We start from the raw sequence: 14881 nt of genomic DNA on the forward strand, positions 1-14881 counted from the left end.
GATCCGGCAGGGCACCCACCTCAGATGCTTCCTCGACGATGGCGGCGCCATGCCTTCGACCATCCGGGGCGGTTATGCACCGCAAGCGGCGGATAGCCTGAAATCGGGGACGCGCCCGCCATTTCCCTATTCGGACGTGCGGCTGCTTCCTTGAGCATACGCTCCCGATGCGTCCGTTCGGTATCCCTATTGCCGACAAGGGCACCCGCCGAATTTTTCAGTCGGATCAGTTCGCCCGATGCACGGCGGAGTTTAGGGGCGCTGGTGCCAGCTAGACAGGGCGGGGGGCGGTAACTCGATTGAATCCCGGTCGCCCGCCCTCCGGGCTGTAGATCGTGATCGACAAGGATTCCGGCGGCAAGGAGGGCATCCACGGCGGACACGACCGCACCATATGTGAACTCCCGGCCGCGGTAACGGCTGCTTTCCGTCCACCATCCGTTGCGGCGGGAATAGGAGATGCGGCGAAGCGGTTCGCGGCGCGCCGACATGACGGCATCGGCAGCAATGACGGCCTGCGCATGGGCGGTCTTCGCCGATCTTACGGCAGGCAGATGAACATGCTTGGCGGATTTCATCGGCATCCTCACGCCAGTCGAGACAGAGCCACCAGAACCTACACCAGAGCCGCCGCCGACTCCGGAGACGGAGGGTTCCAACGATCCGGACTCGAATGTGCCGAAGCCATGACCGCCACCATCACACTCACTAGCCCCAGCCTTGTCGATTTCCTCGCTCGTCTCGGGCTGCCTACGTCTGCTCGTGATCGGGTGGTCGCCGTCGATCGGGAGCTTGCCCGCGAGCTTGAGACCGATAAGCCAGACATGGGCGGCTGCGCGTCCCTTGTCTTCGAAGCTGCCGACCTCACCGCATGCGGCGGGCCGCTGGGCTTCGACTGGAGCGGATGGGGCGATGTCGGCGGTTCGACTTCGACGGCATGGATTGGGGCAAAGAATGATCCGCGCTGCCGCGCTGCCGCTGGTATTCATCGTGGCTGTGCCGGTCCATGCAGGAGAGGTGGTGTGGCGGGCACCGTCTTCTGGGGTGCTGCCGTGGCCTGCTGCGACTTCAATGCCGACACTGCCGCGGGAAGCTCCGGCAGGGTTCTCATTGTGCATGGCCGACGAGGCCTCGGTGTCGGTGGGCGGGGAGCTCGATCTGCGGCCGGTCGTTGCCGGGCCGACCCGGAGGTGTCGTTGCTGCTGCTCGGAGCCCTTCTGGAAGGGGCGACCTTCAACGCGGCGACTGGCCGGATAGCTGGTCGAACAGATCGCGGGCGCGTACTCGGTGTCAGTGCTTGCGTCGGATGTAGCCGACGCAGCGGCGACGGCATCCATTGTTATCGTCGTGACCTAAGAACCGGGAACGGGGCCGATTGGCCCCGTCGTCAACATTCCGGTGCGTTTAAACGACTCGTGGAGCGCGATTCTCAAGTCGGGTGATGTCTTTACCCATCCGACTCCACACGCTAATTCCACACGCTTCTCACTGCCGCATGATGGCGAGCCTACTCTGCTTTGTTCCGAAGTAGAAATATTGCCCTGGGCAGGCTTCATCGGACGTTAACTTTACATTCTTCCGTACCCTCATGACGCTTCCACGACGGTATTTCTACCCTCTGAGATTTCCATAAATCCAAGTTTTAGCCTGGAATTTGTCTTTCGAGAGCGAGGCGCTTTCTCTCTAAATTCTGACTATGGGGCTGATTATGACAACTTCTCAGGAAAATTCTCTTCCTTTGGTGGAGAAGAACGGAAATATTCAAGCGGCGGTGCTTGCCGCGTTTTCGGTCGCGTCTGTGGCGCTCCCGATTGTAAACGTCAAGGTTATGTTCGGAGGCGCCGGTGTGTCGCTTGCCTCGCCCTTTCTTCTGGGCGGCATCGCTTTTCTTCTTCCTCTAGCCTTTCTGGCCGGACTTGCGGCGCGGTTTGCGCCTCAGGCGCAGCCACACATTCGTACCCTTGAGATTGTCGGGCTGGTCATCGCGATCGGGATCGCCGTCTATGCCGCTTTGATGCTCTTCAACGGCATGAACGAAATGGGCAGGGCAAACCAGCAAATGACGCAGATGCTGGGGGCGGTGAACGCCCAACGGTTGTCAGCGATCGGCGGCGTATCCCTGGCTCCGGGCGGCTGCATCGCGCTCTTTCTGCTTCTGGCTGGCAGCGGCTGGCAGGTCTGGTCTGGCCGTCGCCGCGCTGATTTCGGACGGATTCCGACGCTTGCGGTACAGGATCGAAATTCGGAAGGCCATTGAGTCCCCAGGGAAGATCTCTCGGTATTTGGTTCTTCGTACATGACGAGGAGGGGGGCGGCGACCTCCCCTTTTTCGTTGCCCTCTTGACCACATAGTAGGGCTTTTCAAGCCACCTCCGCCGCGCCGCTGCCTTGACGTTCCGGGCGGAAGCCTTGGATCGTCCGCGCTTCACCAGCCAGTGCAGGAATCCTCCCAAAATCTCAGGGGCGGAGTTGCCTGCTTCGCGGTCAAGGATCACGCGACCGAGTGCCGTCGCGACAGGAGCGGGAACGGCAGACGCGATCATCTGCAAAATGTCGCGCTGATTGCTTGCTTTCGTTGCATGACGAAAGTCTGAGGCGTACTTCTGGGCGGGATCAACTGACGATTTACAGAATGTTTTTTGGGTATCGCTGCTACCGTTTGCTAACGACTATGCGTATACACGGTTGAAACAAAAAGATATTTTTTCGGGCGGCGCATACAGACATGGGTTCATTCAATTCGCTTTCTCAAAGTCTCATCGACGCATGGTTGCAGTCCGACCAAACGACGATTCCAGACAGTCTCTATTCTGGGGTAGCGAACAGGCTGAGCGTCAAAATGGCGCTTTCCGTGGTCACGACGGTGGCCGATGATCCGTACGACTGGGGTTTTCGTCGGGTCAGGGATTTCGGCTTCAAAAGCCGCCAATTGGATTTGATGAAGCGTGAATTTCCCGATGCCGTCCTACGTGACCTCAATAGAAGCTTCATAGACGACGCGATTATTCCCGCGTATTCGCGAGCCTTGGAGGTTGGGCGCCCGACGCTTGAGCTTGTCAGGACGAGGCTTCTCGGTGTCCGGATTGGCTACGAGCGCCTGATCCTGCCACAGAAATGCAGTGAGAAGCCCGCCTGGTGCATCAGTCTGGTCGAGGGGCGTTTCTTTGTGTCTCCGATGCAGGCTGCGAAGACCGACATCACCGATGAAAATATCATTCAGCTACTGATCGAAGGCCAGACCACGAAGGAGATCGCCGGGCTCCTGAATCTGTCGCCGAGAACGATCGAGCATCGGATTGACAAGCTGAAGGATCGGTTTGATGCCAAGAACCTGGTCCATCTGGTGGCGAAGCTCGTCGCCACTCAGGTTGGTCACAAGGGGGGCGGCCAGGCGCTATTTCGCCCCGCTACTACTTCTTCGCCGTCGGGTCGTTGAAACCATCCATCCAGTTCGGATCGGACTCATCCTCGTAGACTGCTTTGGCGTAGCCGTCCTGTTCCCGCTTTTCCTTCTCTACGATGTCCACGAAGACCAGCCGGGCATTCGGTGACTTCATCGTGTAGCCGACGATGCCGCATCCCTTCTTCGCGCGAATGGGAGCGGCACCCGTCAGGACGTAGCCCGGAACGGCGTGGTCATAGCGGCCAGAGACCTTGTAGAAAATGAAGTTGCAGCCCTTTTTGTAGACGTAAGCGGTACCTTCGATTTTTCCACGACGCTCGATGTGCCCCGTAAAAGCCGGATCACCGGGGCTGACCAGCGATCCCATTCGATCGCCTGGCGTGTCGTAACGGATGTCGCTCCAGTCGTAGTTCACGATCATCAGCGAACCGTTGTGGTCGAACATTTCGGCTGACGCGGCTGAGGGTGCCAGCATCATCGCCGCCAGTAGAATTCTCCGCATGAAAACCGCGATTTTCTGCACGCCCCCACCGAAGCGGTCGCCGTACTGAAGTTTCGATGCTGGATTCATTGTTCCCGCTCCTTGTCCGCGGCCCAGAAAGTATCGCTGAATCACTAACGCGATGAGCTAGGCGGATCCGTAGATTCCCCCTCTAGCAACCCCTGGTGCTCGATTTGCGCCGGTCGCGGCCTGACGGCATTCATGGCGCCGGCAGGAGCAGCGCATGATGAAGGTCGCCTCCGTCTCGGATGCTTCGTTGCCGTCCACGGCAGAATGACGGTGGTCGCCATTTTGGTGTCTCCCTGTGAATGGCGGCGGTCATCGAGCTCGCATTTGCGGGGAGGCGTCAACAGACTCATCTATCTGATTGTATTGCGTACTAGACGGCGCGCGAGGCCGTTAATCGTGTCGGAAGCCGTTGGTGTCAACAATGCGTCTTCATACCGTCGCGGCGCCAAGAGCGCGGAGTCCGTGACGCTGTATAGCTGCTGCCAGAACGTCGGCAGTTTCAGGCAGCCTCGTCTTTCGGATGAAGCGCGGCCGCACCGAGCCGCGCTCGCGGACGTAGATGGCTGCGACATACCAACTCAACCTCCCGTCACCATCGATGGATTTCGACTCTTCGACGATCAAGTCAGCAACCTTGCCACGAATGGTTCTGGAGGTGCGTAGCATTTAGTCAACTCCTTGAAATATAAGGTCTCTATAGAGGATTTCGATGGTCGAGCCCAAGCTGACGGAAATCATTTCCGCGACACCCAGAAAGTATGACTGAATCATTACCGCGATGAGCTAGGCGGGTCCGTAGATTCCCCCTCTAAAAATCTTCTGCTGCGCGATTTGCGCCGGTCTTGGCCTGACAGCATCCTTTTTGGAGTGCAAGGCAACGGAGGATCGGACATGTCAGAGGTCAACGAGCGTACGCCCCGCCCATTCGGCGAGTCGCGATGAGAGCCTATGCCGCCCGATCGGATGCCACCCCTCCCTTCCGTCTGAGCTAGAATCTCGGCCTTGGAGCGGGTGGCGGCGCGGCGGCGCCTGCATCGTCAGTCGGGTCCGAAGAAGTCATTGCAGTCGTCTGGCGCTCGATTTCCCACCGCATTGCTGCCAGAGCTGCCCGGTCCCGGATTTCCTCGTTGGTGCAGTCATGCCCGATGATGCGCAGCGCGATCCAGTCCTCGGTCTTTATCATCTCTCGCAACCACTCCAGGGCCTCCGGCGGAACACACTCTTCGATCATGGCCCGCGCGCGGTCCCTGCCGGATCGGCGTTTCAGGTCTTTGACCAGACGATTCCAGGAAGGGCGAGGCTTTGGTCGGTCGACGGGATACCAGATCGGCTCAATGCCGCGTTCTCGGGCCCATGCATCAGGGCCAAGCTCGTAATCCGCGGGCGGTGTTCGGCGATCCGGGCGGAAATTATTTCCGCGTCCCGGAAGTGTGGCGACGGCACTTTCCGGAAGCAGCGCCAGCGCAGCCGACAATAGGCCGAGCAATTGGAGCATGGTTTTCGCCGCCGGATCGCGTCGCTGCCGTCTGGCAACATTCCGACGCATCCAATCCACGCATGTTCGCCGTCGCTTTCTGCGCTTGAGTCCCCCGACCATGCGTGACCTCCTCAATCCTTCCAGAAAGGATGAGGCAGCAGAAGGACCGGCGCAAATCCGGGGGTGATTACACGACGTCGCCGCCGTTCAGATACTCCGGCAACTTCGATTTCCATTCGCTCATGAGGATGAGCGTGCATTCTACCGTTGCGCCGTCATTCTGCACGAGCTGGAGCTGTCCGGCGGGAACCGTCGCATCCCAGGCGAAGCTTTCCGAGAGAAGTTTCAGAAGCTCGCGCTTGTAGGCGGTGTCGAGGTTGTCCAACTGATCGCCCTTGGTCTCCAAGACAGTGATGCGCGCACCGCCATTGTCCCGATTGGCAGCGAAGACGAAATCTGGATAGACCTTCGCCCGCTTCCAGCCCTGCAAGCCGTATTGCGTCCTGGCGACGTTGCGATGCCACCACTTCAGGGCCTTGTCTTCATCCAGATAGACGGCAACCTGCTGTTCGTCGCCATTGAGTTCATTGGCGAAGACTGGAGAGAACAGGCTTTTCTCCAGGGGGCTGCCATCACTCCGGGGAAGATGCTGCAAGCTCGCAGGCTCGGGCATCTCGTATTCAAAAGGCATCCGCCAGTTGCTGCTGTCGAGACGCAGCCGGAACTGAATCTTTCCGGCCTTGACCCTCTCCCGGAACAGGTTCTCTGCCAGTCCTGTTCGGGCGGCGTCCAACTTGCGGCGCATTTCCCCGACAATCAGCCCGGCAAGCTCTCCGATCTTCTCGATGGTGAAGCCGCGCGCAACAAGGGCGTCGACCAATTTCCCAACGATTGCTCGGGCCACGAATGGATTCGGCACGAGGTCCGAAATCATCCGCACCGCGTAGGAAGGATCGAAGACAAGGCTTTCCGCAGCCGCTGCTATCCGCTCCGCTTTGAACCGCTCGTCAGCGTCCGTCAGGCTGATGCGCTGAATCTGCCCCTCCGGCCGATGTGCGTTGTCCGGTATCCCGTCGGCGATGTTCCTGGGATCGAAGCCACGCCAGTCCACATTGGCGAGAATGTCCGTCTCGTAATCGAGCGGACGGACATGCTCGCCATGCACATGCAGAACTAGGGGCAGGTAGATGTCGGTCGATGCGAAGTCCTTGCGGCGCTGGATGGTGCGACTGCTTCTGACGTTTCCGGGAGCCTCGGTCGGCGCCACTTTCAGAACAAGATCACCCAAGCCATCGCTCTCAAGGGCATCCTTGATAGCGGCTACAACATCACCAGTTCCAACGTGATGAGTCACGACGTAGCATTCGTCCAGTTCAGCAACCCCGGTTTTCAGGGCAGCCGGCTGGCGCAGAATGCGGCCCACAAGCTGGGTCATGGCCTTGAGGTTGGAACTGGCGGCCAATGAGCACAACACATAAGCGAAGGGGCAGTCCCAGCCTTCCTGAAGCGCGGACTTGGTAATGATGGCCCGCACCGGGTTGGTAGGGGACAGCAGGTCGAGATTTTCCGGCTGGCTCAGGTCGTTCGTTTCCGCCGTCTTGATGGCAATCTCGGCTTCATCGAATCCTGCCGTCAGCAGCCACTCTTTCACGTCGTCGGAATGGATGAATTCGGCGTTTCGCTGATCCTTTCCCGTTCGTTCCACCTGCACAAGCATGATGGGGCGGATATAGCGCCCGGAATCCGCACGGAGTTCGGCTGCCTTGGCATCCAGAAAGTCGAGTTGCTTCAGGGATTCATTCAGCGTGCTCTTCCAATCGGTTCCCTGCTTGGGAATGAGATTGAGCGGCATCTTGATCATGCCTTCGCGATCAAGCTCCAGGCCCGTCACCTCCACGAGCACGTTAGAATAACGGCCCTCTCTGGGGTCATTGCCGCCACGTGGCTGGACATCGTGCGGCGTCGCCGTCAGTTCCAGAACGAAGCGTGGATTGAATCCGTAGAGCGTCTTGAAGGCGAGGTCGGAAACCGCCTTGTGTCCTTCATCCAGGACAACGACGGGTCGGATGATGCGCAGCGCGTTGCCCAGCGAATCCTTCACCATTGGGAACAGATCATCATAGCAATCGAGATTGCCTACGGCCTTGATCAGTTCGGTATGCGCCTTCTGGTCGCCCTCCGGGGGCGTGAAACCCGCGACGTCGCCGCGGTCCCGGAACATCTTCAATGTGTCCTTGGTCTCGCGGTTCGCCGACTGGAGCATCAACAACATGATGCAGAGCTGGCCTTCCACGTCGCGGGCGTCGAGCCGATCGGATTTCTCCATGATCTTCACGCGCCCCGCAGCGGCGCGATCCAGAACCTGCCGATAGGGGTCCTGCCGATCCTTCAGCCGCTTCAGTGTCTGGCTGTAGATGGCCTCGTTCGGCACGATCCAGAGCACGAATCCCGTATTCCGGTTCAGGAAGCGTCCGAAAATCCGGGAGAGCGCATTGGCCGCCAGAAAGGTCTTGCCGCCACCTGTGGGAATCTTGAAGACCACATTCGGCACGGTCCGGCCAACGCCGTCGGCTCTGGGCGAAAAGGGAATGGCGGCGCGCGACGTTGGCAACGTGCCTGTTGCTCCCATTCGCTCCCATGCCTTCTTGGCGTAGTCCGGGAGCTCAATGCCGAGATCGGGCTGTTCGGCGACGAGCGCCGCCACCTTGTCGGCCTTGCCTTTCTCATCGCCCAGAACGTCGAGATAGGCGTCCAGCGTTTCCAGGACGCGCTTCTGATAGTCGAGTTCGCGAAGCATCGCCCTCAGCTCCGTTCAATGCGATAGAGCGCGAAGGGCAGCGGTACGAACTCCACGGCAATGTTTTCCTCAACAAGCAGTTTCTGGGAAACATAGCGAGCCGGAGCGAAAACGAGGTGTTTGTCTTCCGGGTGCGCGGCAGCGAATTCCCTTGCCTTCGACAGGGTAAGTGCGGCCTCCGGGGATTTCAGCCATTCGAGGTCGGGCTTGTAGATGAGCCAGATATGCTGCCCGCCGCTGGAGCCAAGATAGCCTTTATCGAGGTCCGCCGTTGCCGGATCGAAGGCGCGGTTGGTTGCTGTGTGAAACAACACCGATCCAAGGGCCGCGACGTCCGGCAAGGTTTCGCCAGTAAGGATCTTATCCAGTTCCACCGCTGGACCCAGGGTGCAGTAGGTGAACTCACCGCCCAGACCTTCCGCCCGCTCGGCAACCGTCTTTTCCCCGGTCACGATCAGCTCGGAATCCTTGATTTCCTTCTTGATCCGGTCGAACTCGTGACCACGCAGGTTCTCGATTCCCTGCGCCTTGTCCGTCAGGGCATTGGGCTTTTCCAGCGTCCGCCAGCTTATCCGTTCCCGGAGAAGTTCGGTCTTCTGGGTACCCTTGAACTCATATCCCTTGATGACGCGGCGCACGCGCTCTGCGGTCAGCCGATCCGCATAATCTTCCATCTCGACGAGGATGAAGCGGCGATTGCCGCCGTCGCGCTTGTTCGCCTCCAGCACGGCGTGGCCAGTGGTTCCAGAGCCTGCGAAAGAGTCAAGCACAATGGAATCATTCATAGTCGCCAATTCGACGATACGTTTAATGAGCTCGATAGGCTTTGGAGTGGCGAACGGGTTTTCTCCGGAAAAAATTGCCTGAAGTTGAGTTCTGGCAGTTCGTGTCTGCTCCACTTCAGCCGCCCGCCAAAGAGTCCTCGGAACCAGACCAGACGGTGCATCCGATCGAAATCGCTTGAGCTTGGGAAATGTGTAATTGCCAGTTTTCCCCCACCAAAGGCGGTTTTCACGGATGTTTTTTTCCGTTTCCTCTGGGCTGTACGCCCATACCCGCTCTCGCCGAGGCCAAACATCGTCGCCCGTGAACGGATTCGTTATGGCGTAGTATAGGTTCGGCCTCTCTTCCGCTGATTTGGCACACTTGTAGTCCCCCTCTCTCCAGGGGCCACGAGGGTCCTCGTCAGGATTTGAATATGCTGCATCGGCACTCACCGTGCGATCTATTCTGTTCAAGGTTATGGAATCGGGTGCCTTGCAATAAACCAGAATGTGATCGTGATCCGACGAAAAACGTTGCGCGTCATTCCTGGCGCTTGTTGTTTTTTCCCAGATTAGATTCGCGATGAATTGATCTTCGCCGAATATTTCATCTAGCATCAATTTGGCACGATGGACTTCATTGTCATCAAGCGTGATCCAGATGCTACCCTCTTCCGAAAGAAGTTCTTCGAGGAGCCGAAGCCTCGGCCACATCATGGCGCACCACTTATCATGGCGAAGGCCGTCTTCGATCCCGATAGGATTGGATGAAAGCCATTCCTTGATCACCGGCGAATTGACGTTGTCATTATAGGTCCAGCCTTCATTGCCCGTGTTGTAGGGCGGGTCGATGAAGATGCAGTCCACCTTGCCCGCATAGATTGGTAGCAAAGCCTTCAGGGCATGGAGATTGTCGCCCTAGATGATCAGGTTGCCGTCAAGCCGTGGCTCGCCGATGCCCTTTTCCGGGTGAATTTCCAGGGGGCGGAATGGAACGGAAAGATGATGATTGTAGACGAATTCCTTCCCCTTGAAATTCAGTTCAGTCATCTCTGGTCCCCATATCTTCCGGCATCAAATCAGTGCCTCACTTAGAATCCTTGCGGCCATAAAACGCAAGGTCGAAGGGGACGCAGTCCATGACCTGGCGGGACTGGGTACGGAATCCGGCGTCGGGGGCAGTCTGTCCCGCGTCCAGCCTGTGCGGCGCTTCGCTGACGCTCCTGTGGCTACCATCGGGCACCGATCGCCGGATGTGCGAATTCCTGCGTTCCCGCCGATGGCGGCGCTATGCTGAACGCTCCGATATGCTCATCATGATTGGGTCCCGGATCACTCCGGGTTCTCTTCGGCGGTCTCGGTCAAGAGTGACGGCACGACAGCATGAATCCTGCGCGCGAGAATGTGCCGGCTGCCTGCACTTCAAGTTCCGGCCGGGCGCCAGGAACAAGGATTCATGACCGTTTCGGGGTGGGTTCGTATACGGCAGCACCCGCCCGATGCACTGTACGGGCCTGAATCTGGCCTTCAATTTGTGGACACAGGCCATATTCGGCCGGAATCATGGTCTTGGGCGCGGCCGCCCGGAAAGAGATGGGTCCGTCTCCGGAGGCCTGAGCTTCGACAATTCCCGCCAAGCGGCATCGCGCTGGATACCGACTTCGGCAAGGCTGTGCTCCATGTTCCGGCGCTTCTCTTCTGCCGCTCTTCGTGCCGCATCGGCAGCACTGGCACGTTCGGCTGCCACTGCTGCCTGTTCCCGGAGCAGGGACATCTCCGCATCGACCGACTGGCGGATACGAGCCCTGATCTTCGATTGCCGGAACCCGTCCCACAGCGAGCGCAACAGGCCGGGCAGCCGTTGAATCCTTGCCGCTGCCTTCTGGACCCGTTCGGTCTCTGCCCGGACACGCGTCATCATCGTTCTTGCGCGCCGCTGTTCGGCAACTGCCCGATCCTGCGCGTCCAATGCGGCGGCGGTCGCTTTCTTCGCCGCCTCCATCTGGCGCAAGGATTCGGCCTTTGCGGCGCCCGCTTCGGCCCGGAGTTTGGTGGCTTCCGCTTCCGCGCTCGCCACCAGAATTGCTGTTTCAGTCTTGGCGCTGGCAACGAAGGATTCGACCTTCCGCCGAACTTCATCCGCCCGATTAAGGGTGTCGCGCAAGGCCTTCGCCTGTGTTCTCTCGGCCCGCCACTCCTCGCGTGTAAGACGACGTCGCGCCGGACCGAGGCGCGTCAACCCACACTTGACCCCCACAGCCTCGAAATACGAATCCTGCCAGGCTCGCATCGCCGCGCGGTAGGCTCTGTCGCCACGTTGGTTCAGGGTCTTTGAATCTTCATCCGCGCCGGGACCGGCAGCCATGACTTCGGCCTTTGCCATCTGCCCAGGATGGAGGGCCGCTGCCTTCATGTTCTGCGATGGCGGCAAGATGTAGGCGTGAAGATGCCAGTGGCTTTCATCCTCATGCCGGACGACGGAAACGAGAGCATCGCCATACAACTCACGGAGCCAGTCCACCGTCAGTTCCTCCCAGCGATCGACTTCGGTCCGCTTCTGAGGATCGGCATGGACTTCATCGACGGTATGGGGATGGCTGGCGACGACGGTCAGGAGGGTATGTTGATCGATGCGAATCTTACGCGGTTTCCCATTCTTCGGCGTCGTCCGGGCCACATCGGCAGCCGCATCATGCAAGGATTCGACCTGATCCGGGCTCGCCCCATAGACAACCATCGGAGTTCCCCGAGACGGGACGTGAAGAGACGCCGCCGGATCGCGGCGCGCTTCGGCCAGAACGAATCCTGTCGAACGCCCCTTGGCGTCCGGCTTCCTGGCGTAGGATTCGAGATGGACGAATTGAAAGGCCATGCGCCATCACCTGTTCAGATAGGCGACGGCCTGAGCGTTGCTTTCCTCATCAGGATCGAAGCCGATGTCCTCACGATGTCGAGCAACCCACTGCTCTGCGTCAGATTCGCTCCATCCGCCAAAATGATATGCGGCGCAGTCGAGACAGAGCCAACGGTTGTCATGCGTTCGAACATCCGGCACGGCGTCGCATACCGGAAGGATGGTCAAGACGGTCCCATCGCCGCACCTGTTGACTGCTTGCCCTTCACATTTCTTCGAACGCTTCTTTTCGTTCGGAGGACTATCAGCCGAGCTCTCGCCCGGAGTGAGGGGATCTACATATCTGAAATCGATCCCTTGAGTGGCGCGAGCGACAAGCTGCACACGTTCCAAGAAATCACGGTCGTTCAGATGAACGAAGCGCCCATTCAATTCCGTCATCTTTAATTCTTCGACGTCGGTGAAGGAGAAGCATTGTTCCGAGTTCGTCCACGGCGTGATTGAAGCGAGCCATACCGATCGCAGGCGGCTTACTTTGAGTATTGGCAAAGATGGTGCGCTATAGCCGCTGACAACGATCTGCCGTTCATATTCCTGCATGATGATCCTCCTGAACACTGCTGGTTACAGAATTGTGTTGGCCGGCGGAGCCAGGAGCAAGAAGATTTAGTGACCGACTAATGCGTTTCCTTCACAACCCCTGCGCGGTTTCCAGTCAAAGCGTCGGCTCTTCGAGGAGGCCTTCAACCGGACCACGCCGTGGGGATCAGCAAGAAGCCTTCGGTCACGTCAACGACAAGCACGGGCCACATTGGCTAGGCACGTACAGGCAGGCCCATGCCCACATGCGGAGCGGGCTTGCGTTTGTAGTCCATTTCCGTACCAACCACTTGAATTAACTCATCTATCTCCGACAGCCGCTGTTGCCCGTTCGAACGCCGTCTTCATCGCAGTGGCCAGTTCATCCTTTGCCGTTTCCGGCACGATGAAACTGTCATGAACTGGCAGCACGACGATCCCCTTCTTTACGGACATGTCCGCCAAGACGAAGCGGCACATCTCCGAATCCACGTACTGCAATCGCAACCCGATGCCGCTGTGGAAATACCGGGACACCTTCGGATGCTGATCCTTGATGACACGGATCAGATCGCGGGCGGAGACTTCGCAGCCATCGAGGTAGGGAAGCAGCGCGCCATGTGCCTGATGATAGCCCGACGCATTCAGGAGCACATTGAAGGCAATCTTGCACAGCTTCCGGTCCCAGCCATGAAGTGTATAGGCGTCGCCATCCAGGCGCTCTCTGGCGAGCGCATACAGCAGTCTTGGGTGAAGTTGCTCGTAATCGACTTCCGCCGTGCGCTGGCCGTCGAGAATGAAGTGCTGCCGATCCTTCGATTTCACCGACTGCCACCAGCCGCCATAGAAGCGCCCGCCGAGCGTCCAGCCACCATTGAACACGCGATAAAGTGCGATCATGTCGGGATAGACCGCATGATCCCCGAACCGGATCACGTCGCCATCGAAGACAGCATCGGGCGCGTCCAGGGCGATTTCCGTCTCGCCGATGAGGCGGTTCACCTTCATCACCAGCTTGCGCTCCCGATGCGTACGTTCGGTATCCCTATAGCCGACAAGAGAACCCGCCGAATCCTTCAGCCGGATCAGTTCGCCCGATGCCCGGGGGAGTTTTGGCGCGTTGGTGCCGGCGAGCCAAGGCGCGGGGCGATAACTCGATTGAATCCCGGTCGCCCGCCCTCCGGGCTGGAGATCATGATCGACAAGAATTCCCGCGGCAACGAGGGCATCCACGGCAGGCACGACCATATCATATGTGAATTCGCGGCCCCGGTAGCGGCTGCTCTCTGTCCACCATCCCTTGCGGCGGGAATAGGAGATGCGACGAAGCGGTTCGCGGCGCGCCGACATGACGGCATCGGCAGCAATGACGGCCTGTACATGCGCGGCCTTCGCCGATCTTGCGGGCGGCATGGGAACATGCTGGCGAATCTCATCTGCATCGATCGACCAGTCGAGACAGAGCAACCGGTCCCGATCTCCCGGCCAAATTTGTTGACGCTGTAAGGTGTGAAGTTCTGATGTTCGGGCTGGCTGATTTGCCAGCCCCCGGCTCACCGAGCCGTTTCAGGAGTCTTTACAATTTCAACGCCGATGTTCATCATTATTGAACAATCTCCAAGAAAGACCGCCGGAGGGTTCCAGCCCGTCGATGGCGGTCTTTTTTATGGTCGTTGTCGGCGGAACGCGGGTCAAGCGCACCTGTTACTTTTTCCCGCGCCGCGCTCCAGGTGCTCTTTCGTTGCGGGCAATCCTGTCGAAATCCAGCCCCCGGAAGACGGAAAAATCGATGTCCGGATCGAGGGGGAGCCGGGCAATCTGCCGCGCCTGCCGCTCGCCCAGATTCATGAAGCCGTAATTGTCGTGCTCGTCATTTCCTACCTGATGACCAGACTGCATTCGTCTGTCGCGACCCTCGATGTTCGCATCGCGCATGTCGTCGATATTGCCGCCGCGCAATGAATGGAACACCTCCTTGCCGCTGCCTTCGTCCTTCTTCTTTTGCTTGATCCCCGCGCGGTGGAACAGGCGACCCATGTATGATGACGCACTTTTGCTCGGATCGGCGAGCCGCATCAAATTGGGGAAGAGAAAGCGGCCTTTCTGTCGGACGGCCCATTCGACGAAGCCGATCTCGCTCAGGAACTCGTGCAGAACGAAATAGCTCGTGCTTGCGTCGGTCTTGTGCGGGGTGGACACCCAAACGCCGTCGATCCTCTTGACGCTCGCAAGCTGCGCCACCCATACACCTTCGAACTTCTCGCGAAGATCGTTGCCCGTCAGATGAATGAGAAGACCGATGCGGCGGCCCGTCAGATGGCCGAGCAACGGCAGCATGACGTCCTCCATGAGCCCGGAGGCCTGTGCGGAATACCTGACTGATCTTGCTTGTCGCCAGCGGCTCCGACTTGACCGCCGCCGCAGCGGTCGACGGAAAGACGAGCCTCGGTCCCGAAAAGGGATCAGGGTATTCCCCAGTGGTCATCAGAGAACGGA

The 14881-nt window shown here is 58.9% G+C and carries 13 protein-coding genes; 2 read left to right on the forward strand and 11 right to left on the reverse strand.

Annotation, left to right across the window (positions count from 1 at the left end):
* Positions 1-20 precede the first annotated feature (20 nt).
* Complete coding sequence (locus tag AC3A4H_RS20825) at positions 21-1337, reverse strand: hypothetical protein (protein WP_487768419.1); 1317 nt, start codon at positions 1335-1337, stop codon at positions 21-23.
* Between the two features lie 401 nt (positions 1338-1738).
* Between AC3A4H_RS20825 and AC3A4H_RS20830 the strand changes: the two genes are divergently transcribed.
* Together AC3A4H_RS20830 and AC3A4H_RS20835 are read left to right on the forward strand one after the other, a co-directional pair.
* Positions 1739-2257, forward strand: a complete 519-nt coding sequence (locus tag AC3A4H_RS20830) for a hypothetical protein (protein WP_487768420.1) — start codon at positions 1739-1741, stop codon at positions 2255-2257.
* A gap of 468 nt (positions 2258-2725) precedes the next feature.
* The gene (locus AC3A4H_RS20835; RefSeq protein WP_487768421.1) at positions 2726-3436 is read left to right on the forward strand and encodes a helix-turn-helix transcriptional regulator; all 711 of its coding nucleotides are present in this window, start codon (positions 2726-2728) and stop codon (positions 3434-3436) included.
* Here the strand turns inward: AC3A4H_RS20835 and AC3A4H_RS20840 are convergent.
* From AC3A4H_RS20840 to AC3A4H_RS20885, 10 genes are all read right to left on the reverse strand, one after another.
* Positions 3411-3974 carry a hypothetical protein gene (locus tag AC3A4H_RS20840; RefSeq protein WP_487768422.1) on the reverse strand — a complete coding sequence of 188 codons (564 nt, stop codon included), beginning with the start codon at positions 3972-3974 and terminating at the stop codon, positions 3411-3413. The genes AC3A4H_RS20835 and AC3A4H_RS20840 overlap by 26 nt on opposite strands.
* A gap of 369 nt (positions 3975-4343) precedes the next feature.
* Complete coding sequence (locus AC3A4H_RS20845) at positions 4344-4580, reverse strand: hypothetical protein (protein ID WP_487768423.1); 237 nt, start codon at positions 4578-4580, stop codon at positions 4344-4346.
* A gap of 322 nt (positions 4581-4902) precedes the next feature.
* Positions 4903-5409 (reverse strand): hypothetical protein, encoded by a 507-nt coding sequence (locus AC3A4H_RS20850; RefSeq protein WP_487768424.1) that lies wholly within the window; start codon positions 5407-5409, stop codon positions 4903-4905.
* Between the two features lie 169 nt (positions 5410-5578).
* The gene (locus AC3A4H_RS20855; RefSeq protein WP_487768425.1) at positions 5579-8188 is read right to left on the reverse strand and encodes a DEAD/DEAH box helicase; all 2610 of its coding nucleotides are present in this window, start codon (positions 8186-8188) and stop codon (positions 5579-5581) included.
* A 5-nt stretch (positions 8189-8193) separates the two neighbouring features.
* Positions 8194-9819 (reverse strand): site-specific DNA-methyltransferase, encoded by a 1626-nt coding sequence (locus AC3A4H_RS20860; protein WP_487768426.1) that lies wholly within the window; start codon positions 9817-9819, stop codon positions 8194-8196.
* 51 nt (positions 9820-9870) lie between these two features.
* Positions 9871-10002, reverse strand: a complete 132-nt coding sequence (locus AC3A4H_RS20865) for a hypothetical protein (RefSeq protein WP_487768427.1) — start codon at positions 10000-10002, stop codon at positions 9871-9873.
* A 511-nt stretch (positions 10003-10513) separates the two neighbouring features.
* Positions 10514-11824, reverse strand: coding sequence for a plasmid recombination protein (locus AC3A4H_RS20870; protein ID WP_487768428.1), 1311 nt, complete (start codon positions 11822-11824; stop codon positions 10514-10516).
* Between the two features lie 6 nt (positions 11825-11830).
* A complete protein-coding gene (locus AC3A4H_RS20875) occupies positions 11831-12406 on the reverse strand; it encodes a hypothetical protein (RefSeq protein WP_487768429.1) in 576 nt (191 codons plus the stop codon).
* A gap of 300 nt (positions 12407-12706) precedes the next feature.
* Entirely contained in the window at positions 12707-13852 is a 1146-nt protein-coding gene (locus AC3A4H_RS20880; RefSeq protein ID WP_487768430.1) for a hypothetical protein, read from the reverse strand.
* A gap of 237 nt (positions 13853-14089) precedes the next feature.
* Positions 14090-14722 carry a site-specific integrase gene (locus AC3A4H_RS20885; protein WP_487768431.1) on the reverse strand — a complete coding sequence of 211 codons (633 nt, stop codon included), beginning with the start codon at positions 14720-14722 and terminating at the stop codon, positions 14090-14092.
* Positions 14723-14881: the final 159 nt, after the last annotated feature.

The sequence above is a fragment of the Pseudaminobacter sp. Soil_N_29 genome (genome assembly GCF_057656055.1).

Coding starts and splice junctions, on each gene's coding strand:
- AC3A4H_RS20850 (WP_487768424.1), bottom strand. CDS start 5,409: ATGCTCCAATTGCTCGGCCTATTGTCGGCTGCGCTGGCGCTGCTTCCG.
- AC3A4H_RS20835 (WP_487768421.1), top strand. CDS start 2,726: ATGGGTTCATTCAATTCGCTTTCTCAAAGTCTCATCGACGCATGGTTG.
- AC3A4H_RS20870 (WP_487768428.1), bottom strand. CDS start 11,824: ATGGCCTTTCAATTCGTCCATCTCGAATCCTACGCCAGGAAGCCGGAC.
- AC3A4H_RS20855 (WP_487768425.1), bottom strand. CDS start 8,188: ATGCTTCGCGAACTCGACTATCAGAAGCGCGTCCTGGAAACGCTGGAC.
- AC3A4H_RS20840 (WP_487768422.1), bottom strand. CDS start 3,974: ATGAATCCAGCATCGAAACTTCAGTACGGCGACCGCTTCGGTGGGGGC.
- AC3A4H_RS20845 (WP_487768423.1), bottom strand. CDS start 4,580: ATGCTACGCACCTCCAGAACCATTCGTGGCAAGGTTGCTGACTTGATC.
- AC3A4H_RS20865 (WP_487768427.1), bottom strand. CDS start 10,002: ATGACTGAACTGAATTTCAAGGGGAAGGAATTCGTCTACAATCATCAT.
- AC3A4H_RS20875 (WP_487768429.1), bottom strand. CDS start 12,406: ATGCAGGAATATGAACGGCAGATCGTTGTCAGCGGCTATAGCGCACCA.
- AC3A4H_RS20825 (WP_487768419.1), bottom strand. CDS start 1,337: ATGGATGCCGTCGCCGCTGCGTCGGCTACATCCGACGCAAGCACTGAC.
- AC3A4H_RS20885 (WP_487768431.1), bottom strand. CDS start 14,722: ATGCTGCCGTTGCTCGGCCATCTGACGGGCCGCCGCATCGGTCTTCTC.